The following is a 22,673-nucleotide window of genomic DNA, read 5'->3' on the forward strand; positions in this document are numbered from 1 at the left end:
CCCTGAGCCCCCGCACTCAGGCGCCCGGCGGCCCGGTGAGTAGGCTCCTGATGCTCTGGTGATCGCTGAGGGGGGATTCGCACATGGAACGGCCACGTCTGGTCGGCCCCTACCACCTGATCACCCGGCTGGATCCGCCCTGGGCCACGCACGTCCCGTCCCGCCGCTTCATCGCCCGCGGCGCGGACGGCGACCGCACCGTGCTGGTGCACACCCCGCTGCCGGGCACCGATCCTGCGCGGTTCGCCGTGGAGGCGGACGCGGGGCGGAGGTTGATGGGGCCATGGGTGGCACCGGTGACAGAGGTGGCACCGGCGGATCCCGCTCCGGCGGCGGGTTCGGCTCCGGGGACGAAGGGGGCTCCGGCCGCCCCCGCCCCCTGGTACGCGACGCCGTACCTCCCCGCACTCCCCCTCCCCGTCGCGCTGGCCGTGCACGGCGGCCCGCTCCCGGAAGGGACGGTACGCGCACTGGGCGCCGCCCTCGCCGAGACGCTGGCCGCCGCCCATGGCCAGGGGCTCACGCACGCGGGCGTGTCCCCCGCGGCGGTGCTGCTGACCGGAGACGGACCGCGGCTCGGCTGCTTCGGCGCGGTCCGCGCCGCGGCCCCCGACGGCGAACAGCGCTCCGGCCTGCCCGGACTGGACCCCGGCGCACTGGCCCCGGAACAGGCCTCGGGCGGGCGGCCCCGGCCGCCCGGCGACGTGTACGCCCTCGGCGCGGTCCTCGCGTACGCCGCGACCGGACACACCGTGCCCGAGAGCGCCGAACTCCCCTCGACGCTACGGCCCTTGATCAACGGGTGTCTGGCCAGGGACCCCGCGGCCCGTCCGACGGCGGCCGCGCTGCTCACCTCGCTGGTCCCACCGACCCCGCACGCCACCGTCGTGACGTCCGCCGGCTCCCTCCTCACCCCGGGCTGGCTGCCGGGCCGGATCGTCGCGGCCCTGGCCCGTCAGTCCTCCGAGGTCCTCGCCGCCGAACTCCACGTCACCACCCCCAGGAACTGACACCATGCTGTCCCCCCTCACCCACGACGACCCGGTCGCACTCGGCGGCCACCGCCTGCTCGCGCGCCTGGGCAGCGGCGGCATGGGCACGGTGTACCTCGCCCGTACCGAAACGGGGCGCACGGTCGCCCTGAAGACGGTGCACGCGACGATCGCGGCGGATGCCGTCTTCCGCACCCGCTTCCGCCTGGAGGTGGACGCGGCCCGCATCATCGGCGACCGCCACGGGGCTGCCGTCTTCGGCGCCGACCCCCTCGCAGCAACACCGTGGCTGGCCACCGAGTACGTCCTGGGTCCGCCGCTCGACGAGGCCGTCGCCCTCTGCGGCCCCCTCCCGGAACCCTCCGTCCGCGCCCTGGGCGCCGCCCTCGCCGGGGCACTCGGCCAGCTGCACTCCTCGGACGTGGTCCACCGCGATCTGAAACCCTCGAACGTGATGGTCACGGCGTACGGCCCCAAGGTCATCGACTTCGGCATCGCCCGCGCAGCCGGCGACGACCGCCTCACCCGCACGGGCGCGGCGGCGGGCACCCCCGCCTTCATGTCCCCGGAACAGGCCACGGGCCAGGAACACACACCGGCGGGCGACGTGTTCGCCCTGGCGGGCGTCCTGACCTACGCGGCCACCGGCCACGGCCCGTTCGGCACGGGCGCCCCGGCGGACCTCCTCTACCGCGTCCCCTACGCCGACCCGGACCTCACCGGCGTCCCCGACTCCCTCACCCCGCTCCTCACCCGCTGCCTGTCCAAGGACCCCGCCCAGCGCCCGGCAACCACCCGACTGGCCGCCGAACTCCACGACGGCCACGGCGACTTCGCGGACCACCTCCCGCCGCTGCTGCTGGCGGACATCGCCCGCCGCGCGACCGAGGTCTGGCAGCACGAGCCCTACCGCCTCCCCGCCCCACCGGACGCCACGTCTGCGCCGACGGCGTCCCCCACCCCGCTGTCCCGCCGACGTCTCCTCACAGTGGGCGGCGGCTCGTTTCTCGGCGTGGCGGCAGCGGGCGCGGGGGCGTGGGCGTGGCTGTCCTCGGGCGACGAGGAAAGGCCGGAAAAGGGGGCGGCCTCAGCGTCGCCGTCGGCGTCCGCTTCGGCGGCAAACGCCTCGGACGGTTCTCCGAAACCGCTGTGGCAGGCCGAGTCGTTCGACCGCGAGCAGGTGACCACCCCGCTCGTGGCCGGCGACGTGGTGGGTTTCATGGAGACCGCCGAGTTCAGGGTGTTCGACCCGAGGAGCGGCAAGGAGCTCTGGACCGACAGCTTCGCCATGAGACCGCTGCAGATCACCACGGACGGCACCCACTTCTTCGAGTCCCTCGGTACCGACGAGGGACCGAGTGCCCTGCGGATCCGCACCTTCGCACCGCGCGACGGCAAGAATGCCGCCGCGCCGATCCAGGTGAAGTCCTTCGACGGATCGGCGTTGAGCACGGAACTGCTGACGGCGGCCGACGGCATGCTCTACGCCGCCTCACGAATCGGCCACCGGAACGACTCGCCTGAGAAGATGGAGACAGGGTGGCATCTGCTGGCTATCGACCTCCGTACACGCAAGGAGGCATGGCGCCGGCCGTACGAGTGGGGCGGCGCCAGGTACTACATCTCCCGGGTCGTAGGAAGCCGGCTGATCCTCGTCAAGCGCAGCGGTGACCTGGAGTCCTTCAACGTAGAGGCCAGGGACACCCGTACGGGCAGGCAGCTCTGGCGGCGGAGCCTCGCCGCGGGCGAGACCGACTACTCCCTCAAGCCCGGCCAGCTCGCCACCGACAGCCGGCACGTCTACCTCGGCGGCAAGCGGCTCCGCGCGTTGCGGCTCGCCGACGGGGGCATCGCCTGGGAATACGGCACGGGCACGCACATGTACGGCGCGCCGATGGTGGCCGGCGACATCGTCTGCGCGACCGAGGGTGACCGCGGGCTCGTCGCGGTCACCGCGGACAAGGGCGCCCGGCGGTGGGAGGAAGCGCCGGCGGCCCGGGACCTGACGCCGGTCCTGGACAGCGTCCCGGTCATGGGGAAGAAGTACGTCTACGCCCCTGTCGTGGGTGGCCTGAGCGCGATCGATCTCAGCACCCACCGCTCCGCCTGGGTGTTCCCGACCGACGCCACCCGCTATGTCGTCGACAGGAGCGGAACGCGAATCCTCGGCGCCGGACAGACCTCCGTGGCCGCGTTCCCTCTCGCATGACCCGCGGTCACCCCGCGTCTCCGCGTCCTCCGCAGACTCCGCATCCCCCACATCGTCCGCATGACTCCCGTCATGACTCAGAAGGCGTCACAGTGACCATGCAGACCCTCAGCACCGGCGACCCCCTGCGGCTCGGCCCGTACCGCCTCCTCGGCGTCCTCGGCGAGGGCGGCATGGGCAAGGTCTACTTCGGCCAGGACGGCTCCCGCCGCCCCGCCGCCGTGAAGGTTCTCCGCCCCGAGCTCGCCCACGATCAGCACCTCGCGCAGCGCTTCGTCCGTGAGGCGCAGATGGCCCAGGCCGTCACCAGCAAGGGGGTGGCGCGGGTCCTGGGCGCCCAGACCGAGGGGGGACGGCCTTGGATCGCCGCCGAGTTCCTCGCCGGACCGACGCTCGACGAGGCCGTCCGTGCGTACGGAGCGATGGACGAGACGACCGTTCGCGCCCTGGCACACTCCCTGTCCCGAACCCTGCACGACATTCATGTCGCCGGCCTCGTCCACCGCGACCTCAAGCCCGCCAATGTCGTGCTTACTTCGTCCGGCCCGCGCATCATCGACTTCGGCATCGCGCGGCCGGAACACGGCCTTACGCTGACGACGACGGGCCAGATACCGGTGACGCCGGGGTACGGAGCCCCGGAACAGGTGCTGGGCAGGCGAGTCGGCCCGGCGTCGGACGTCTTCTCGCTCGGTGCGGTCCTCGTGTACGCGGCGAGCGGCCGGCGCGCGTTCGATGCGAGCGACGTGGCGGCGGTGCAGTACGAGGTCGTCCACGGCGCCCCGGACCTGAGCCAGGTCCCGCCGGCCCTCCTGGAACCGATCGGCCACTGCCTGGCGAAGGACCCGGCACTGCGTCCGCCGCTCCCTGAGGTCACCACCGCCTTCGCCCCGCCGAAGGGCGCGGGCCGCACCTGGCGCAAGGGGCCGCTCGCCGAAGACATCGCACGGCGGGAGACCGCCGCCAAGCGGCTCACCGCATCGCCTGACACGACCTCAACCGGCGGGTCGTCGGGCGACGGGCCGACACGGCGGCGCTTCCTGACGATCGCCGCCGCCGGCGCGGGTGTGGCCGTTGCGGCCGGTGGCGCGGCCACATGGTGGCTGACCAGGGAGAAGAACGACTCGTCGATCGATGTCCCGCCCGCCGCTACCACTCCGACGGCGGCGTTCCTCTCGGTCATCGACAGCAAGCCGGGTGAGGCACCGAAGCCGCTGTGGGGACCGCTCGACGTGACGAGCGTGGCAGGGCGCACGCTGCTTCCCGTGCGCGATGTGCTGATCGTCCACGAGAGAGCCGGTGGATTGCTCGCTCTCGCGGTGACGAATGGCCGCGAGCGGTGGAGCGCACCGGCCGTGAACGCGGACGCGGGCTTCATGTCCGTCGCGGACCGTCTGGTCGTCGCGGCCGACGAGAACGGCGTTCTCCACGCTTTCGTCGCGGCCACGGGCAAGCCGGTGTGGGAGGTGGACGTCGCCGTCGAGTACGTGCTGGCTGCCGATGCCACCCATGTCTACGTGGCCACCAAGGACAACGAGCTCCGGGCTGTCGATGCCTGGACGCAGGCCACCGCCTGGTCCCGCCCCATGGAATCCTCCCCCTCGTCGGACGGCCCCGCGACAGCGGCCACCGGCAGCGGCCGGCTGGTCGTGCACGACAGGGACGGGAAAGTCATCTGCGTCGACACCAAGACGGGCAAGACCGACTGGAAGCTCGACGGCCAAGGCACGAACGGCCCCGTGCCGGCCGTCCTCGGCAACACGGTCTACCTGGGCGGCACCTCTCTGGCCGCCTACAAACTGCACGGGGGCGCCTTCGTCTGGGACGAGAAGGCAGGCGGGGCCGTCCCCAAGGTATTCGGCTGGGGCAGCCCGACCGCCGCCAAGGACGGCGGCAAGGACATCGTGTTCGCGGTGGACGGTTACAACGCCTACCGCTACCGCACCCTGCCCGACGTCCGGTTCCCGGTCTCGGACTGGTACGAAATCCTGGACGGCGTGGGCGGCACCATGATGGCGCCCGCGGTCGAAGGCGCAACGGTCTGGCTTCCGGCACCCGACGACAGCCACGTGCGGGTCGTCCACAAGAAGACGGGCGACCTCTTCTTCACCACGGAGATGAAGCGCGTGGGCCCCTACCAGCTCGCGAGCGACGGCAACCGAGTGTTCGTCGCCCGCGGCGGGCGAGTGATGGCGATGCCGGTCTACGGGACGTGAGGTCCCGACTGCCCACCGCCCTGAGGCGGCCCGTACGTCGGGTACGGCGGCTGGTACGCATGCGGCGGCGCGGTCTCGGCGGCGGCAGCACGTCGTCGGGAGCGCACCACGGGGATGGCGACGCCGACGCCGATGACGGCGGCCGCGGCGACACCGAGACCGATCCACAGACCGGTGTTGCCGCCGTCGGCCGACGCCGCGGGCGCCACAGCGGCCGGCTTGTCGCTGTCCTTGCCGTCCTCCGCGGCACTCCCACCGGCCGCCTTGGACGGCGCGGGCGCCTTGGGCTCCGCAGCGGCGAGATCGGGCAGCGGGTACTCGTCGGCCGGACCGGGGTCGACTGTCTGCGAGAGAGGAATCCGCGGACGGACCATACCGTAGCCGATGTAGTTGTTCCGCTTGGCGCCACTGGTCGGACCACCGGCAGTGTTGATCATGACGCGGAGGACCTGGTTGTTGGTCCAGTTCGGGTACTTCGACCAGATGAGGGCGGCGGACGCGGAGGCGAAGGCGGTGGCGTCGCTGGTGCCGCTGCCCTTGCACAGCCCCGTCTCCCCCGCGCAGGCAGTGACGATGTCCATGCCCGGTGCGGCCAGATCGACATGGGCGCCGGTTTGGGATTCCTTTGTGGCCTTGAAGTTCTTGTCCACGGCCGCCACCCCGACGACGCCGGGCGTGCCTGCCGGGTACTGGATCGTCGTGGACTCGTTGCCCCAGTTGCCGACTGCGGCGAAGAGCAGTTTTCCCTTGCTCAGCGCATACTTGACCGCTTCGCGTGTCCGCGGGCCGTCGGACGGACCGCCATTGGACATGCTGATGATCTTTGCTTCTGAGTCGGCCGCGTATCGGATGGCTTTGCTGTACTTGATGTCTCCGGCTTTGCCCGCGTCCAGACCGACACGAATGGGGAGAATTTTACTTCCTGGCGCCAGCCCGTATGCGCCGTCGCCGCTCGGATGCCGACCGGTCGCCGCAACGAGGGCTGCCATGCTTGTGCCATGACCGTCGGTGTCCTCACGTGCGGTGCCGGGCTTCGAGGAGAGATTCTTTCCCTCCAGAACCTGACCCTCGAGCTCCGGGATCACCTTGACCCCACTGTCGATGATCGCGACCGTGACACCTTTACCGGTGCTGACCTTCCACATCTGGTCGGCCTTCATCGCATCGAGGTGCCACTGCTTTGACCGAATACTTGCGGCGTGCGCGGGCGTGGCGGCGATGCCCACCAGCAGTGACCCGAGTAGAGCCGATGTGACCTTCGTCCAACGGATGGCACGGGCACTGCTGGTTGGCATTGACTTCCCTCTTCGAACAGTTCAGCGCAGCGATCAGTCGATCACAGGCGGCACGATACGACGGTTCCCCTGCTGCCAGGTCTCTTCGTCCTCGGTCAGGTAGTCGGGGCGGTCTGCGCCGCGATCTTCCTGACGTCGGCCCGCACCCTGGCCGGTCGGCGCGACCATGCCCGCGCGCCCGGCAGCCGCGGCACCCGAGCGGGCACCGCCCTCTCCGGATGCTCCGCGAACAAGCCCCGTGCCACCCGGAGTGAAGGGCCGACCGGAGGCCGTTCCCGGCTGCTGCGCCCGGCCACCGACGATGCCTCCGCCCTCGCGCGCGAGACCGCGGCCGGCACCGGTCTGGCCGCCTCCAGGGCCGTACTGGCCGCCGCCCAGGCCGGGCGTGCCCATCGGGGTGCGACCGTGCAACCCGTCGCCACCGACCACCAGTCCACGTGGCAGGCCAGTCGTGCGCCCGCTGCCGTTCGACGGCACTGTGCGTCCACCCGTGATGCCGGTGTCACGCGGTGCGCGTGCCGTACCGGGACCGGGCGGACCCGTGACCGGCATCGAGGGACGGGCGAGCCCGGTGGTGGGACGCCCGTTCGCCGTCGTCGGACCAGTCGGACCGATGGGGCCGATCGGGCCAATGGGGGGCGTCGTATACGTCGGAAGCGCGTTGTCCGGGCGGGCGAGCGGCGGTGTGAGATTCGGCGATACGGGCGCAGGGGTCTGGGTCGGCGGCAGCGTCTGAACGCTGTCGATCTCCATGTCCACCGAGCGGTCCGGCGTGACCACCCCGCCTACCGGGGGCACGGTCCCACCGGATGCCGGGGGAACATATTGCCCTCCGGCCGAGCCCCCTCCACCGTAAGAGCCCTGAGCGGTGCCCCCCGCATAGCCGGAGCCGGATCCGGAGTTCGCCGCATAACCGGTGCCGGCCGATCCGGCACCGGCATAATTGTCATCCCGCGCCATGCTGCCCTGCCCGCGGAAATTGCCTTCTGGCACGAAGCTCTCGGGCGGCGCCGGGAACGTGGGCGCTTCCGCCGCGTTTATGAACATCGACGAGAACGTGTAGGACTGCGCCAGTTTCCTCATCTGACGGGCCGCCTCGAGGCGGTCCGCGTCGAGCTTCGCCTGCGCGTCCGTACGGATTTGATTGGAATCCGGATCGTTCCGGTTGTCCTTCGCGGCCTGAAGGTTGTCCTTGGCCGTCGTGTCGACCTTGGGGATGGTGTTCTTGACCTCGGCCAGGGTCTCGGAGGCGCGGCTCATCCAGGTGCCGCCGTTCTCGCTGTACTCACCGAGCTTGATGGTGGCGGCCCATGCCTGCTCTCCCCAGTCGGAGAACGCCTTGCCGGCCTGGCCCTTCCATTCCACCGCCCTGACGTGGGTCTTGAGGTCCTCGCCGATCTTCTTGATCGTCGCGGCCGCGGCCGTGAGCTTGTCGGCATGATGCTTCAGTGTGGCCGGGTCGGCCTCGGCGACCATGGCCCGCAGCTGCTCGTGCGTGAACGACTCGAAGTCGGTGTCCACGAACATGTTCCCGATGAACCCGGGAATGTACGGGATACCTTTCCCCTTCTCAGCCATTGTTGGGTCCCCCTGTCTCCCCTGCTCGCGACAACGTCATCAGCCCTGGCCCCCGGACGAGTCTCCGCTCGCCGGCGTCTCGGCCGGCTTGGCCTCTCCGGCCTGTCCCTCGGGAGAGTTCTTCGCCTTCTCCCTCTCGCGCCGCTCGATGTCCGTCTTGGCCGCTGCGCTGATCAGCTGCATGCGACGCTTGATGTCGTCGTTGATGGCGTCGTATCCCTTGCGCGACGCGTCCACGGCGATACCAAGGCCCTGGATCTGTCCGGCCAGGTTGTTCGACAGGGTCTGCAGTTCGTCGACGACCTTCTTGTACGCCCCGTAGAAGAGGGTCGACTCAGTGAAACCCTTGCCCAGGGCGGTCGTCGGAATCAGCCCTTCCGAGGCGATCTTCGACGAGTCCGCCGGAGAGCCCAGAAGTTCGCCGAGCAGCTTGTCGACGTCCTTCTTGAACTGGATCAGGATGTCGTCCTTGACATCCAGGTCCATGCCGCCGGACCCCGTTCCGGAGCCGCTCCCCGGGCTCGCCTTGGGCGTGTTCGGATACACCGGCTTGCCTGTGCCGTCGTCCTCCGCCATCGTTCCTCCCCGTTTTACAAAGCTTCAGGGATCACTGTAGTCAGCACGGGTGACAGCCGCATCCTCCGATTGCAGGAGCAACGCAGAAGCAACGAGGATCACACGGTTACGAGTTGGGCGCCGCCACCGCCGCCTGGGGGCGGATCGGGAGGCGGTTGATGGGGCGGCCCGTGGCGGCGCGGACCGCGGAGGCGACGGCGGCCGGGGAGGTGACCACCGGAACCGCGCTCGCGGCCTTCGCGCCGAAGGGGGCCACCACGTCCCGTTCCTCGATGAGCTTGACGATGCGGATGTCGGGGGCGTCGAGGGAGGTCGGGAGGGCGTAGCCCGTGAGGTCGGGGTGGCGGACGAGGCCTCGGGGGGTGCGGAGGTTCTCGGTGAGGGCCGCGCCGACGCCCTGGGTGACGCCCGCTTCGATGCGGGTGGCCAGTTGGGACGGGTTGAGGACGCGGCCGACGTCCTGGGCGACCGCCATCTCGACCACGCGTACCGAGCCGAGTTCGATGTCGACGTCGACGACCGCGCGGATGGCGCAGAAGGCGAGGCCGACGAAGGCGTCGCCCTGGCCGGATTCGTCGAGGGGTTCGGTCGGGTGGGGGCGGCACTGGGCGGTGGCCCAGAGTTCCTTGCCGTCCATCGCCTCCGTCACCGTCGTGGACAGGACGCCGTCGTAGGACGTGATCTTGCCGTCGGTGATCTGGAGCAGCTCGGTGGACATGCCGAACTTGTGGGCCAGGGGCTGCAGCAGCTGGGTGCGGACCATCTTGGCCGCGCGCTCCACGGCGCCGCCGGAGACCCAGGTGTGGCGGCCGTGGGTGGCGGGGCCGGCCGGGGGCTGGTCGGTGTCGACCGGGGCGACGTGGACCTCCTCGATGCCGAGCGTCTCCTGGACGATCTGGCGGGCCAGTGTGGAGAAGCCCTGGCCGGTCTCGACGGCCGCGCAGATGACCGTGGCGACGCCGTCGTGGACCTTGACCGTGGCGGTGGAGACCTCGTCGGTGCCCTCGGCGCCGAGCATGTGCACCATGCCGAGCGCGTAGCCGACGCCGCGGCGTACGGCGCCCGGTTCGCCCGCGCCCTCGGGGCCGCCGGGGAGGAGCCAGCCGTCTTCCGGGGAGTCCTTGGGGAGGGGCGGGAGGGGGAAGTCCCGTACGGCCTGGAGGAGTTCCGCCACGGGCGCGGGGCAGGTGACGGTCTGGCCGGTGGGGAGGATGTCGCCGGTCGCGAGGACGTTGCGCAGGCGCAGTTCCGCCGGGTCCACGCCGAGACGGGCGGCGAGTTTGTCCATCTGTGCCTCGTAGGCGGCGCAGACCTGCATCGCGCCCTCGCCGCGCACATGGCCGGAGGGCGGGTTGTTGGTGCGTACGGCCCAGCCCTCGACGAAGGCGTGCGGAACGATGTAGGGGCCGCAGGCGAACGCGACGGCCGCGGCGAGGGAGTCGGACGACGCGTCGGCGTAGGCGCCCGCGTCGAGGAGGATCTGGGCCTCGACCTTGACGAGGCGGCCCTCGGCGTCCGCGTGGTGGCGGTAGCGCAGCAGCGTGGGGTGGCGGTGGGCGTGGCCGAGGAAGGACTCCTCGCGGGTGGCGGTCAGCTTGACCGGGCAGCCGGTCCTCAGCGCCAGCAGGCCGAGCGGGATCTGGAAGCCGGGGTCCTCGCGGTCGCCGGTGGCGCCGGGGACGCCGGTGACGACGAGCTTGACCTGTTCCGGGGGGAGGCCGAAGCAGGCGGCGGCGAGGTCGCGGTCGGTGTGCGGGTCGGTCGAGGCGGTGTAGATCTCGACGCCGCCGTCCGGGCGGGGCACGGCGAGGCCGGCTTCGGCGCCGATGGGCGCCGGGTCCTGGCGGCCGATGCGGTAGAGGCCCTCGACGATGACCTCGCCGGTCGCGTCGGGGTCGCCGTACCGCAGCGGGATGTGGCGGATCAGGTTGCCGTCGGGGTGGAGGGGCGGGGCCGCGAACGCCTTCTCGGGGTCGGTGACGGGGTCGAGGACCTCGTACTCGACGGCGATGGCGGCGGCGGCCAGCCGTGCGGTGTCCGGGTGGTCGGCGGCGACCGCGGCGATGGCCTCGCCGTGGTGGCGTACGAGGTCGGAGGCGAAGACGGGGCGGTCGGCGACCGTACGGCCGTAGGTCGCCTCTCCGGGTACGTCCGCGTGGGTCACCACGGCCCGTACGCCCGGCATCTCGGCGGCGGCGGTCGTGTCGATCGAGACGATCCGCGCGTGCGGGTGCGGGGAGCGGAGCAGTGCCGCCCACAGCAGGCCCTCGGCCCACAGGTCGGAGGCGTACGGGAACGTGCCCTCGGTCTTGGCACGGGCGTCGGCCGGCGGCAGCGACGCGCCGATGCCGTGGGCGGGAAGCTCCTGCGGGGGGGCGTCGACCGCCGGGATGGCGGTGGCCGCGTCGTTGCTCACGCCATGCCTCCGTCGTGCGGGTGGGGAACCTGGTGCGGGATCTGGGCCTCGTCGGCGGCGGCCGCGCTCGCGGCGCGCTGGGCGACCACGTCCCGTACGGCGTCGAGGACGCCGCGGTAGCCGGTGCAGCGGCAGAGGTTGCCGCAGAGCGCCTGGCGGGTCTCCAGCTCGGTCGGGGCGTGGTTGCCTTCGAGGAGGTCGTGGACGGTCATGGCCATGCCGGGGATGCAGAAGCCGCACTGGACGGCGCCGCACTCGGCGAGGGCGCGCTGTACGTCGGAGGGCTCGCCGTCGGTGGCCAGGCCTTCGACCGTGCGTACCTCGCTGCCGGCGGTGGTGGCGGCGGGGACCAGGCAGGAGGCGACGAGCCGTCCGTCGACCTGGACGTTGCAGGCGCCGCACTCGCCCTGCGAGCAGCCGTCCTTGGCGCCGGCGAGGCCGAGCCGCTCGCGCAGGACGTACAGCAGGGACTCGCCGATCCAGGCCTCGGTGACGGGGCGGTCGGCTCCGTTGACGCGCAGGACGTACGAGATGTGGGGGTGCTCGTCGCCGGGGCCGCCGGGGACGGCGCCGGTACCCGCCCCGGCGGCGTCGTTCCGTGCCTCGGTGGCGGGCTCGTCGGTGCCGGCGGGGGCGGTGTCCGTCGCGGGGCCCGCGGCGGCGTCCTGGGCGGGCTGCGGGTGCTCCGCGACCGGCCCGGCCTCCGCGGCGTGCCCGGCCTCGGTGGCGGGCTCGGCGACCGCGCCGTGGTCCGGGACAGCGCCGTGCTCCGGGACCGCGGACGTCACCGGCTCCGGCCCGAGCTCGGTTCCGGGCCCGGGCCCGAACGCGGGCTCGCGCTCCACCGCCGCCTCGCCCATCGGCTCTGCCGGCGGCTCCGGGTCCGGGTCACGAGGCCGCTCAGGAGCCTGGTCAGGGCCCTGCTCCGGCCCCTGCTCCGGCCCCGGCGCGCGATCGGGGGCGGGCGCGGGGGCGGGCGCGGGCGTCGCCCAGGGCGCGGGCGCGCCGCCCGGCAGCGTGGCCGGCGGGTTGCCGCTGGTCCACTGGGACGCAAGTGCGGAAGCGCTGAATTCGCCGGACTCGTCCGGAAGGTCCCCTTGTGCGACCGGGATGGTCCACTGGCCGGTCAGCTCGGAGGGCGAGGGGTCGTGCGCGGGGGCCGGAGGCGGCGCCGGGGCCGGATTCGGCTCGGAAGGCGCGGCGACTTCCTGGAAGTTCCACTGCGCGGTCGCGTTCGGGTCGTGCGCCGCCCACGATTCGGCGCCCACGGGCGGGATCTGCGGCGGCACGTAGCCGTGGCCCGGCGCAGCCAGGGGGATGTCCGCGGACGCCCCGTCGGGCGGCAGCTGCACGAAGGCGGTGGCGTCGGAGTCGTACTCGCCGTGCGGGGTCGGCTGCCAGCCGCCCTGCGTCCGCTGGTGCTCGTACTCGCGCCCGTGCTCGTGCTCGTGCTCGTGCTCGTCGGTGCTCACGACAGCGCCCTCCCCAGTGCTCGTCGGGCCAGCGCGGCGACGGTGCGCCGCAGGTGCAGTACCGCGGGCGGAAGCTGCTCGTCGCCCTGCGGGTCCGGGATGCAGGCCGCGGCGACGTACTCGCCGAATGCCGTCAGCGCTTCCGGCGCGAGCCCCCGGTCGCCGTCCCAGTCGATCAGGGAGGCGATCCAGTGCTCCGCCTCCAGCGGGCGCAGCGGCATCGGGGCGATGGCGCCGACCGCGCAGCGCACGCCGCGGCGCGCCGGGTCGAGGACGACGGCGACGGACGCGGTGGCCCGGCCGGGGCCGGTGCGTCCGGTGGCCTTCACGAACACCTGCGGGGCGTGCAGGAGGGGGACGCGGACGTAGCCGATCAGTTCGGCGGGGGCGAGCAGTTCCCGGCCGGCCAGCAGGTGGGAGACGGGAATCTCGCGGATGCCGGCGGGGCCCGCGACGACGAGGTCCGCCTCGAGGGCGGCGAGCACGGGCAGGGCGTCGCCGGTGGGGGCGCCGGTGGCGATGTTGCCGCCGAGGGTGCCGGCGTTGCGGATCTGCGGGGGCCCGGCCGCGCGTGCGGCGGCGGCGAGGGCGGGGATGAGGGCCGCGAAGTCGGGGCGGCCCATCCGGGCATGGGTGAGGCCGGCGCCGAGGAGGGCGTGGCCGTCCTGGTACTGCCAGCCGCGGATCTCGTTGATCCGGCCGAGGCCGACGAGGCCGGCGGGGCGCAGCTGCCCCTTGTTGACTGCGGCCATCAGATCGGTGCCGCCCGCGACGGGCACGGCGGCGGGCATGGCGCTGAGTGCCGCCACGGCCTCGTCGAGCGTGGCCGGCAGCGTCACGGACTGTGCCGCCTGCGGTGCGTGCGTGGTCAACCCAGCTGCCCCTTCCCGGTGTCCCGGCTGTCCCGGCTGTCCCGCCTGTGTTGCCGTACCGTACGTGCTCACAGCCCCGAGGTGGCAACTCTGGCACATCTTCCGGGCCGCCCGACGCGAGGGTCCACGAAGGACGCATCCGCCCCGGACATCCCGTGACCTGCGAGATGGGTGGGTTTGGCATGCCTTCGGAGACACGTACGGATTGCCACTTCTCGGCGACCTTGTACGACTTTTCCTGGCGGGCATCCACGGTCCCAGGCACCGGGCGCGGCGGCCTCTTCTTCCTGGCGGGGTCACACGTTTGGGGGCGCCCCCTCGATCGGGCGTCCGATCACACCTGGGCGCTTCTGCCACGGTCGGGGGCCGGTGGGGGGCCGGTAGTCGACGCCGAGGGCGTCAAGGCGCCGGTAGTGGTCTTCCATACGGCGTGTGAAGCCGGCGAAGTCGCGCTCGGCGGGGGCGGGCAGCGCGGACCAGGCGACCTCGGCGAACGCGGCGAGGCGGGGGAAGACCTGGTAGTCCACGCGGGAGCGGCTGTCCATGACCTCGGTCCAGACGTTGGCCTGGGTGCCGAGGATGTGCGTCGCGGCCTCGGCGGAGAGGCCGGGCGGTACGGGCTCGAACCGGTAGACGTCCTCCAGGGTGCGCACATATCCGATGGGCACGGGCTCGTCGTCGCCCGCCGCCTGGCGGTGGTCCAGGTAGACGTGCTGCTCGGGGCACATGACGACGTCGTGTCCCGCTTCGGCGGCGGCGATGCCGCCCGCGTATCCGCGCCAGGAGGAGACGGCGGCGCCCGGCCCGAGACCCCGCGCCGCCGCCCGGCCCTCGATGATCTCGTCCCACCCGATCAGCCGGCGGCCGCGGGCGCCGAGCCAGCGGTCGAAGTGGCGGGTGAACCAGGACTGGAGCTCGTCCTCGTCCGCCAGTCCGAGCTCACGGACGCGGGCCCGGGCGGCCGGGGAGGCCTTCCACTGGTCCGTGGGGCACTCGTCGCCGCCGATGTGGATGAAGGGCGAGATCTCGGCGGGGAAGAGGTCGAGGACCTCCTCGAGGACGCCCTCGTAGAAGCGGAGGGTGTTGTCGGTGGGGGCGAGTACGTTCGGGTTGATGCCCCAGGTGTCCCAGACGGGGAGGGTGGTCGTGTCGATGACGTCGGTGTTGCCGAGGTGCGGGTATGCCGCGATGGCGGCCTGCGAGTGGCCGGGGATGTCGATCTCGGGGACGACGCGGATATGCCGTTCGGCGGCGTGGGCGACGATCTCGCGGATGTCGTCGTGGGTGTAGTGACCGCCGTGCGGGGTCTCGTTCCACAGCGGTGAGGCACGGTGGCCGAGTTTGGTGCGGGCGCGCCAGGAACCGACCTCGGTGAGGCGGGGATGGCGCTTGATCTCGATGCGCCAGCCCTGGTCGTCCGTCAGGTGGAAGTGGAACACGTTGAGTTTGTGGGCGGCGAGGAGATCGAGGTAGCGGAGGATGTCGTCCTTGGGGAGGAAGTGCCGTGCGACGTCGAGCATGAGGCCGCGCCAGGGAAAGCGGGGGCCGTCGGTGACGGTGAGTTCGGGGAGTTCGAGGCCGCTGCCGGCCGGGCCGGCCGGGGCCCGGCGGTACGCATCGGGCCCGAGCAGCTGACGCAGTGTCTGGAAGCCCCAGAAGACGCCCGCGGCGCTGCCGCCCTCGACGAGGACGGCGGCGTCGTCGAGGGAGCGGTCCGTCGAGAGGCGGTACCCCTCGGGTCCTCGGGCACGTGCGACGTCGGCGCTGATGCGCAGACGGAGTGCGTCGGGTCCGGCGCCGGGCGGGAAGTCCAGGCCGGTCGACGCGCCGAGCGCGGCCCGGAGCAGCCGCGCGACGCGCTCGGTGCCCGGTCCCGCGTCGAGCGGAGTCGCCTGGTGGAGCGTGACGTGCCCCGGGTCCGAGGCCCGGATCTCGATCCCGCGGGGCGCGGGTACGAGTGAGTGGGGGTGGTCGTGCATGGCACCGTCCTTTCCGGACGCGGGCGGAGGTGTCGGGGGCGGAGGTGTCGGGGGGGAGGTGTCGGGGGGGCGGAGGTGTCGGGGGGCGGCACCCTTGGGCGCGGGCCCCGGACGGCCGTGGTGCGGGGAGGTGGGGCGGCTGCGCGCCGGGATGCGGTCGGGCGGAGTGCGGGAGAGCCGGGGCGCGGACAGGCGGAGTGTGCGGAGGGCCCTGGGCGCGGGAGGCGGTGCGCGCGGAGAGCCGGCGCGGGGCCCCGGGCGCCTTCAGTCCTTCACCGCACCGCCCAACCCGGACACGAGGCGGCGCTGCACGAGGACGAAGAAGACCAGCACCGGGATGGTCATGACGGTCGACGCGGCCATGATGCCGCCCCAGTCGTTCTCGTCGGGCTTGAAGAAGACCAGGAGCGCCATGGGCAGGGTCGACTGGGAGGTGTCGCTGATGATGAAGGACTTGGCGAAGAGGAAGTCGTTCCAGGTCGAGATGAACGAGAAGACGCTCGTGGCGACGAGGCCGGGGAAGACGAGCGGGAAGAGGATCTGCCACAGGAAGCGGGTGCGGCTCGCGCCGTCGATGAAGGCGGCCTCCTCCAGAGCCTCGGGGACGGCTTTGACGAAGCCCCGCAGCATCCAGATCGCGAAGGGCAGGGAGAAGGCGATGTGCGGGAGGATCAGCGAGCCCAGCGTGTTGAGCTGGCCGAAGTCCCGCATGAGGAAGAACAGCGGGATGGTCAGCGCTTCGACCGGCACCGTCTGGGCGACCAGGAACATGACCAGCAGCGTGGTGCGGAACCTGAAGCGGAAGCGGGTGACGGCCGTGGCGGCGAGGAAGGCGATCAGGGCCGATGCGATGACGACCGCTCCGGCGACCAGCAGGCTGTTGACGAAATAGCGGCCGAAATCCTGCTGCTCGAAGACCCGCCGGAACGAGTCCAGGGACGGGGACAGGGTCCAGGGACGGGGGTGGGTGGACTGGACCTCGCCCGCCGGCTTCAGCGCGGACAGGACCATCCAGTAGAGGGGGAAGGCGACGGCCACTGCGACGATCAGGGCGGCGGCCTCGGCGGCGAGGCGCCGGGGCCGGTGGACGCGCGGGGAACCACTCACGGCTCTTCTCACAACTCATCTCCCTGGCGGCGAAGGAGGTGGAGGTACACCAGCGTGACCGCGAGCAGGATCAGCAGCATCACGACGCCGATCGCCGAGCCGAGGCTGTACTGGGAGGACGCGAAGGCCTTCTGGTAGGCGTAGACGTTCAGGACGAGGTTCTGGCCGGCGATGCCGCCGCCGCCCGTCATCACGTAGATCTGGGTGAAGACCTTGAAGTCCCAGATGATCGACTGGATGGTGACGACGACCAGGATGGGGCGGAGCATCGGGGCGGTGACGGAGCGCCAGGTGCGCCACTGCGATGCTCCGTCGAGTGACGCGGCCTCCAGCACTTCGGCCGGGATGGCCTTGATGCCCGCGTAGACGGTCACCATCACGAACGGGAACGAGCACCACACCACCTCGAAGAGGACGAGCGCGAAGGCGCTGTACCGCCCGTACGTCCAGGAGAAGTCGCCCAGGCCGAGGACCTTGTTGACGGGGCCGAAATCGGGGTCGAAGAGAAACACCCAGACCGTGGAGCCGGTGATGGCGGGGGTGGCCCACGCCCCGAGGGCGGCCAGCATCAGGGCGAGCCGTGGCACGGCCCGGACACGCGTCAGGAGTACGGCGAGGGCGCAGCCGACGGCGAGGGTGGCGAGGACGCAGGCTGCGGCGAAGAGGACCGTGGCGAGGAGGACCTGCCAGAACTGCGGGTCGGAGAAGAGGGCGGTGTAGTTGCCGAAGCCCTGGAAGGACGTCGGGCGTCCGCCGCTGACCTGCGCCTGCGTGTACTCCAGGAAGGAGATCAGGCCGAGCTGGTAGATCGGGTACACGAGCAGGGCGGCGAGCACGACGAGTGCGGGGGCGAGGTAGATCCAGGGGGTCGGTCCGCCGGACCCGCGGGGCCGGGCGCGCCGTCCCGCCCGGCGGGCAGCCGTCCCGCCCGCACCCGGTTCGCCCGCTCCGGGGGCGCCCGCACCCGTCCCGCCCGCGCCGTCCTGCGGGGCGGGCACCGCGGCGGCGATGCGTGCCGCGGCGGCCTTCCCTGCCGCGGTGCCCTTCCCCGCCGACGAGTCCGGCTGTTCCCCGGTGGCGGCTTCCGTGCCGTACGTCATGGCGTCAGCCCGCCGTCGCGAACGCCGCGTCCATCTTCTCGGCCGCGTCGGCGGACGCGGCCTTCACGTCTTTGCGACCGCTGACGATCTCCTGGAACATCGTCGGCAGGACCAGCGACGCGTCGATCTGGCCCCAGGCGGAGGATGCCGGGACGAACTTGGCGCCCGCCGCCAGCGAGTCGATGAACGGCTTCACGAACGGTTCCTTCTTCGCCGCCTCGGCGCGCACGTCCGTGTACGTGGGCAGGAAGCCCATCGCGTCGAAGAGCTTGCCCTGGGTCTCCTTGCCGGCGAGCGACTTCATCAGGTCGATGGCGAGGGTGCGGTGCGAACTGCTCCTGAGGACACCGAGATTGTTGCCGCCCGCGAACGCCGGGGCGATCGAGCCGGGCGTCACTCCGGGCAGCGGCACGACCGCGTAGTTGCCCTTCACCGCGCCGGCCTCCACCGCCGCGTGACTGAAGTCACCGCCGATCGCCATGGCCGCCTTGCCGGACGCGAACGCCGTGACGGTCGCGTTGCCGCCCATCGACGCGCACTTGGCGGCCGGGCAGTTGTCGTCCCCGAAGAGGGAGGTGTACGCGGTGATGCCGGCACGAGCCGCTTCGCTGTCAATGGCTGATTCGTAGCGGCCACCGCCGCCCTTCGCCGTGGCCAGTTCGCCGCCGTTGGCCCAGATGAAGGGCATCGCGCCGTAGGTGTAGGCACCGCCGACGGCGATTCCGTACATCTCCGGCCGCGCCCGGTGGATCTTCCTCGCGGTCGAGACGAGTTCGGCCTGGGTCCTGGGGGGCCGGACACCCAACTCCCGGAAGATGTCGGTGCGGTAGTAGAGAGCGCGCACACCGACGAAGAGGGGCGCGCCGTACACCTTGCCGTCGACGGTGACGGAGGTGCGGGCGGTCGGGTCCGTGTCCTTGGCCTCCGGCCAGGCGCCGAATTCGGCGCTGATGTCGGCGAGTCCGCCGTCCTTGACGTAGCCGGCGGTGTCGGTGTTGCCGTACTCGATGAGGTCGGGGGCGCTCGCCGGGTCGTTGAACGCGGCTTTGACCCGCTGGGCGCGGGTGTCGACGGGGATGTACTCCACCTCGACACGGGCGTCCTTGTGCCGGGCGCGGAAGGACGCGAGCGCCGCGTCGACGACCCGTTCCTTCGGCTTGTTGTCGACCTCCTGGAAGAGCCAGACGCGCAGTGTGCCGCTCTTCTCGTCCTTGCTCGCGCCGTTGTCGGAGGTCTGCGGGGCGCAGGCGGCCAGCACCAGCGCCGAGAGCGCGACGACCGGGGCCGCGATGCGGGCGGGAAGCTTCATGACGGAATCCCCTCCGATGGCGTTGCAGCATGCGCAACGTACGTTTCGTGCTGCACAACACGCAGGAGGTTAGAGCGGCCCTCCGGCCCCGACAAGAGGTCTCAACCACTCTGTGATCGGGGGAAGCAGCCCGTGCAACGCGAAGGCCCCCGGAGTGCGTACTCGCGTACGCGCTCCGGGGGCCTTCCCGGGTCCCGTCAGGGGGCGGACATCACTTCTTGTCCTTGCCGCCCTTGTCCTTGTCGCCGCCGGCGCCCATGGACTCGTAGATCTCCTTGCACATGGGGCAGACCGGGTACTTCTTGGGGTCGCGCCCCGGCACCCAGACCTTCCCGCACAGTGCCACCACGGGAGTGCCGTCGAGGGCACTCGCCATGATCTTGTCCTTCTGGACGTAGTGGGCGTAGCGCTCGTGGTCGCCGTCGCCGTGCGACACCTGTGGCGTCGGCTCTACGAGGGTCCCCGTACCTGCCCCGCGCTCGGGCTCAAGAGTGCTCATGAGCTCCAAGGGTACTTAACTCCACGCCGTCCCGTGAGCGGCGACGGGCCGTAACGTCCCCGGATAGCGGGCGCTCAGTTCAGCGACGGGTCGTCGAGGTACGTGGCGATCATCGCGAGCTCACTGCGCTGGCGCCGCAGAACGGCCCGCCACAGACCTTCGGGCCGTGGCGACGACACGTCCCCGGGCTCGGAGTCGACCACGAACCAGGCCCCCTCCCCCAGCTCGCCCTCCAGCTGGCCCGGGCCCCAGCCGGCGTACCCGGCGAAGATCCGCAATGACCCCAGGGCGGCCGCCAGCAGCTCGGGCGGGGTCTCCAGGTCCACCAGCCCGATCGCGCCGTACACCCGGCGCCAGCCCAGCGGTCCCTCGTCACCGGGGATGACGGCGAGGCCGAGGGCCGAGTCGAGCGAGACGGGACCGCCCTGGAAGACGACCCCGGGCTCCCCGGCGAGCGGAGCCCAGGTTTCCAGGATGTCGCCGACGTCGACGGGGGTGGGGCGATTGAGGACCACGCCGAGCGAACCCTCGTCGTCGTGGTCGAGCAGCAGCACCACCGCGCGGTCGAAATTCGGGTCCGTCAGCGCGGGGGTGGCGACGAGCAGTCTTCCTGTGAGCGAGGACACCTCGGTCATGGCAGACATGATCCCGCATCTTCGCCCGCGGCGGGGGTCGAGACGGCGACTGCGCCACGATCGCGAGCGCACCGCAGCTCATCCGAGCGCGAAGGCGCGCGTGGCCGAAAGCGGACCGTAACGGTCCGCGAGGGGCGGGGAACAGAGGGTGTTGTGCCTAATTCATTACATCTGAGAGGCGTCCGCGGGCTACCAAAGAGGGTGCTCCGGGCCCTTACCCTTTTCCCTGGCCCCTGCCCGACCTCCCCCCGCTCGCCGGGGGGAGCCCCTCCAGATCGCGAGATTCATGACCGGCACAGACGATGTACTGCTTGTCCACGGCGGAACCCCGCTGGAGGGCGAGATCCGCGTCCGCGGCGCGAAGAACCTCGTGCCCAAGGCAATGGTCGCCGCCCTGCTCGGCAGCGAACCCAGCCGGCTGCGCAATGTGCCCGACATCCGCGACGTGCGGGTCGTCCGCGGACTGCTGCAGCTGCACGGTGTGACCGTCCGCCCCGGTGAGGAGCCGGGCGAGCTCGTACTGGATCCGACGCACGTCGAGTCCGCGAACGTCGCCGACATCGATGCCCACGCGGGCTCGTCGCGCATCCCGATCCTCTTCTGCGGCCCGCTGCTGCACCGCCTCGGCCACGCCTTCATCCCGGGCCTCGGCGGCTGCGACATCGGTGGCCGGCCCATCGACTTCCACTTCGACGTGCTGCGCCAGTTCGGCGCGACCATCGAGAAGCGGGCCGACGGCCAGTACCTGGAGGCTCCGCAGCGGCTGCGCGGCACGAAGATCCGTCTTCCGTACCCCTCGGTCGGCTCGACCGAGCAGGTGCTGCTCACGGCGGTCCTCGCGGAGGGCGTCACCGAGCTGTCCAACGCGGCCGTGGAGCCGGAGATCGAGGACCTGATCTGCGTCCTGCAGAAAATGGGCGCGATCATCTCGATGGACACCGACCGCACGATCCGGATCACGGGCGTCGACAAGCTCGGCGGCTACACGCACCGCGCGCTCCCGGACCGCCTGGAGGCGGCCTCCTGGGCGTCCGCCGCGCTCGCGACCGAGGGCAACATCTACGTGCGCGGCGCCCAGCAGCGCTCGATGATGACGTTCCTCAACACCTACCGGAAGGTGGGCGGTGCCTTCGAGATCGACGACGAGGGCATCCGCTTCTGGCACCCGGGCGGCTCGCTCAACGCGATCGCCCTGGAGACGGACGTGCACCCCGGTTTCCAGACCGACTGGCAGCAGCCGCTGGTGGTGGCCCTGACGCAGGCCGCGGGCCTGTCCATCGTCCACGAGACGGTGTACGAGTCGCGCCTCGGCTTCACTTCCGCGCTGAACCAGATGGGCGCGCACATCCAGCTGTACCGCGAGTGCCTGGGCGGCTCGGACTGCCGCTTCGGCCAGCGCAACTTCCTGCACTCGGCGGTCGTGTCCGGCCCGACGAAGCTCCAGGGCGCGGACCTGGTCATCCCGGACCTGCGCGGCGGCTTCTCGTACCTGATCGCGGCGCTGGCGGCCCAGGGCACGTCCCGGGTGCACGGCATCGACCTGATCAACCGCGGCTACGAGAACTTCATGGAGAAGCTGGTGGAGCTCGGCGCGAAGGTCGAACTCCCGGGCGGCGCAGCCGTCTGACGGTATGTGAGGCACTGGTGAACGCCGACGGCCCCCGCTCTCACTGGGCGGGGGCCGTCGGCGTTCGCGCACTTGCTTCCGCACGGCTGTGCGGTCCTGACAGGGCCGTACGAGGGGAACGGGGCTGTACGGGGCAGCCGGTGGGGCTGAGGGCTCCTACGGGGCGTGTGGGGCCTTCGCGGGGGCCGAAACAGAAGAGCGGCCACCCCCTGACGGGGTGGCCGCTCTTCCGTGTGGTGCCTAGGGGGACTTACTTGCCCTTGGCGGCTTCCTTGAGCTTGGAGCCCGCGGAGACCTTCACGCTGTAGCCGGCCGGGATGTTGATCGGGTCGCCGGTCTGCGGGTTACGAGCGGTGCGAGCGGCACGGTGGGTGCGCTCGAAGGTCAGGAAGCCGGGGATGGTGACCTTCTCGTCGCCCTTGGCGACGACCTCGCCGACGGTCTCGGCGAGAGCGGCCAGCACGGCGTCGGCGTCCTTGCGGGTCACCTCGGCGCGGTCGGCCAGCGCGGCCACCAGCTCACTGCGGTTCATGTTCTTACTCCCGTGTTCTTCTTGCCTGTGAGGCGTGAGATCGAAGCCGATGCTGCCAGGGCCCTCGGACAGTCCCCGGACCCGGGTCTGCTGTCAGACCCTCGCGCCCGAATACGCATCCTGCCCCCACCAGCGGCGGGAAAGCCAATCCGGCACCCTCCGGAGTCACACGAAAAGCGCCACGGCCTCGTCGTGGTGACGTTCGGTCGACACCGTCGGGACTCACCGGAGCGGTCCCGGAGCCGAACCGCCACACTAA

The 22,673-nt window shown here is 71.6% G+C and carries 17 protein-coding genes; 4 read left to right on the forward strand and 13 right to left on the reverse strand.

All coding sequences use genetic code 11. The annotated features are described in order from the left end of the window. Positions 1-83: 83 nt before the first annotated feature. The 3 genes from ACY34K_RS15100 to ACY34K_RS15110 all read left to right on the forward strand — a co-directional run bounded on the left by ACY34K_RS15100 (position 84) and on the right by ACY34K_RS15110 (position 5,417). Complete coding sequence (locus ACY34K_RS15100) at positions 84-1,010, forward strand: serine/threonine protein kinase (RefSeq protein ID WP_462747084.1); 927 nt, start codon at positions 84-86, stop codon at positions 1,008-1,010. A 4-nt stretch (positions 1,011-1,014) separates the two neighbouring features. Next, positions 1,015-3,201 carry a protein kinase domain-containing protein gene (locus ACY34K_RS15105; RefSeq protein ID WP_462747086.1) on the forward strand — a complete coding sequence of 729 codons (2,187 nt, stop codon included), beginning with the start codon at positions 1,015-1,017 and terminating at the stop codon, positions 3,199-3,201. Between the two features lie 98 nt (positions 3,202-3,299). Further along, positions 3,300-5,417, forward strand: coding sequence for a serine/threonine-protein kinase (locus tag ACY34K_RS15110; RefSeq protein WP_462747088.1), 2,118 nt, complete (start codon positions 3,300-3,302; stop codon positions 5,415-5,417). Here ACY34K_RS15110 and mycP read toward each other — a convergent pair. From mycP to ACY34K_RS15170, 12 genes are all read right to left on the reverse strand, one after another. After that, complete coding sequence (mycP, locus tag ACY34K_RS15115) at positions 5,405-6,712, reverse strand: type VII secretion-associated serine protease mycosin (protein ID WP_462747090.1); 1,308 nt, start codon at positions 6,710-6,712, stop codon at positions 5,405-5,407. The two genes, ACY34K_RS15110 and mycP, sit on opposite strands and share 13 nt — an antisense overlap. A gap of 33 nt (positions 6,713-6,745) precedes the next feature. Beyond that, a complete protein-coding gene (locus ACY34K_RS15120) occupies positions 6,746-8,290 on the reverse strand; it encodes a WXG100 family type VII secretion target (RefSeq protein WP_462747092.1) in 1,545 nt (514 codons plus the stop codon). A 39-nt stretch (positions 8,291-8,329) separates the two neighbouring features. Next, complete coding sequence (locus ACY34K_RS15125; protein ID WP_462747093.1) at positions 8,330-8,866, reverse strand: hypothetical protein; 537 nt, start codon at positions 8,864-8,866, stop codon at positions 8,330-8,332. A 106-nt stretch (positions 8,867-8,972) separates the two neighbouring features. Further along, the gene (locus ACY34K_RS15130) at positions 8,973-11,282 is read right to left on the reverse strand and encodes a xanthine dehydrogenase family protein molybdopterin-binding subunit (protein ID WP_462747095.1); all 2,310 of its coding nucleotides are present in this window, start codon (positions 11,280-11,282) and stop codon (positions 8,973-8,975) included. Further along, positions 11,279-12,754 (reverse strand): (2Fe-2S)-binding protein, encoded by a 1,476-nt coding sequence (locus tag ACY34K_RS15135; protein WP_462747097.1) that lies wholly within the window; start codon positions 12,752-12,754, stop codon positions 11,279-11,281. The genes ACY34K_RS15130 and ACY34K_RS15135 overlap by 4 nt, the downstream gene beginning before the upstream one ends. Beyond that, on the reverse strand, positions 12,751-13,626 hold the full coding sequence (locus tag ACY34K_RS15140) for an FAD binding domain-containing protein (protein WP_462747099.1): 876 nt from the start codon (positions 13,624-13,626) through the stop codon (positions 12,751-12,753). Before ACY34K_RS15140 ends, ACY34K_RS15135 begins: the two co-directional genes overlap by 4 nt. Before the next feature lie 296 nt (positions 13,627-13,922). Beyond that, positions 13,923-15,605 carry a beta-N-acetylhexosaminidase gene (locus tag ACY34K_RS15145; RefSeq protein ID WP_462747101.1) on the reverse strand — a complete coding sequence of 561 codons (1,683 nt, stop codon included), beginning with the start codon at positions 15,603-15,605 and terminating at the stop codon, positions 13,923-13,925. 264 nt (positions 15,606-15,869) lie between these two features. Beyond that, entirely contained in the window at positions 15,870-16,712 is an 843-nt protein-coding gene (locus ACY34K_RS15150; protein WP_462747103.1) for a carbohydrate ABC transporter permease, read from the reverse strand. Between the two features lie 8 nt (positions 16,713-16,720). Next, a complete protein-coding gene (locus ACY34K_RS15155; protein WP_462747105.1) occupies positions 16,721-17,812 on the reverse strand; it encodes a carbohydrate ABC transporter permease in 1,092 nt (363 codons plus the stop codon). A 4-nt stretch (positions 17,813-17,816) separates the two neighbouring features. Further along, positions 17,817-19,121: an extracellular solute-binding protein gene (locus ACY34K_RS15160; RefSeq protein ID WP_462747107.1), complete on the reverse strand. Its 1,305-nt coding sequence runs from the start codon at positions 19,119-19,121 to the stop codon at positions 17,817-17,819. A gap of 211 nt (positions 19,122-19,332) precedes the next feature. Next, positions 19,333-19,620 (reverse strand): DUF3039 domain-containing protein, encoded by a 288-nt coding sequence (locus ACY34K_RS15165; RefSeq protein WP_023588437.1) that lies wholly within the window; start codon positions 19,618-19,620, stop codon positions 19,333-19,335. 74 nt (positions 19,621-19,694) lie between these two features. Next, positions 19,695-20,255: a YqgE/AlgH family protein gene (locus ACY34K_RS15170; protein ID WP_462747110.1), complete on the reverse strand. Its 561-nt coding sequence runs from the start codon at positions 20,253-20,255 to the stop codon at positions 19,695-19,697. Between the two features lie 286 nt (positions 20,256-20,541). On the opposite strand from ACY34K_RS15170, the gene murA reads away from it, so the two are divergent. Then, a complete protein-coding gene (murA, locus tag ACY34K_RS15175) occupies positions 20,542-21,882 on the forward strand; it encodes a UDP-N-acetylglucosamine 1-carboxyvinyltransferase (RefSeq protein ID WP_462747112.1) in 1,341 nt (446 codons plus the stop codon). A 250-nt stretch (positions 21,883-22,132) separates the two neighbouring features. On the opposite strand, the gene ACY34K_RS15180 is transcribed toward murA, so the two are convergent. After that, positions 22,133-22,414 carry an HU family DNA-binding protein gene (locus ACY34K_RS15180; protein ID WP_017237029.1) on the reverse strand — a complete coding sequence of 94 codons (282 nt, stop codon included), beginning with the start codon at positions 22,412-22,414 and terminating at the stop codon, positions 22,133-22,135. Positions 22,415-22,673 lie beyond the last annotated feature (259 nt).

It is taken from the genome of Streptomyces sp. STAM6, assembly GCF_054963715.1.

Bases quoted from the DNA above. Each gene is read 5' to 3' on its own strand.
- ACY34K_RS15165 (WP_023588437.1), bottom strand. From the start codon at position 19,620: ATGAGCACTCTTGAGCCCGAGCGCGGGGCAGGTACGGGGACCCTCGTA.
- ACY34K_RS15125 (WP_462747093.1), bottom strand. From the start codon at position 8,866: ATGGCGGAGGACGACGGCACAGGCAAGCCGGTGTATCCGAACACGCCC.
- ACY34K_RS15155 (WP_462747105.1), bottom strand. From the start codon at position 17,812: ATGACGTACGGCACGGAAGCCGCCACCGGGGAACAGCCGGACTCGTCG.
- ACY34K_RS15100 (WP_462747084.1), top strand. From the start codon at position 84: ATGGAACGGCCACGTCTGGTCGGCCCCTACCACCTGATCACCCGGCTG.
- ACY34K_RS15145 (WP_462747101.1), bottom strand. From the start codon at position 15,605: ATGCACGACCACCCCCACTCACTCGTACCCGCGCCCCGCGGGATCGAG.
- murA (WP_462747112.1), top strand. From the start codon at position 20,542: ATGACCGGCACAGACGATGTACTGCTTGTCCACGGCGGAACCCCGCTG.
- ACY34K_RS15105 (WP_462747086.1), top strand. From the start codon at position 1,015: ATGCTGTCCCCCCTCACCCACGACGACCCGGTCGCACTCGGCGGCCAC.
- ACY34K_RS15160 (WP_462747107.1), bottom strand. From the start codon at position 19,121: ATGAAGCTTCCCGCCCGCATCGCGGCCCCGGTCGTCGCGCTCTCGGCG.
- ACY34K_RS15120 (WP_462747092.1), bottom strand. From the start codon at position 8,290: ATGGCTGAGAAGGGGAAAGGTATCCCGTACATTCCCGGGTTCATCGGG.
- mycP (WP_462747090.1), bottom strand. From the start codon at position 6,712: ATGCCAACCAGCAGTGCCCGTGCCATCCGTTGGACGAAGGTCACATCG.
- ACY34K_RS15170 (WP_462747110.1), bottom strand. From the start codon at position 20,255: ATGACCGAGGTGTCCTCGCTCACAGGAAGACTGCTCGTCGCCACCCCC.
- ACY34K_RS15180 (WP_017237029.1), bottom strand. From the start codon at position 22,414: ATGAACCGCAGTGAGCTGGTGGCCGCGCTGGCCGACCGCGCCGAGGTG.
- ACY34K_RS15110 (WP_462747088.1), top strand. From the start codon at position 3,300: ATGCAGACCCTCAGCACCGGCGACCCCCTGCGGCTCGGCCCGTACCGC.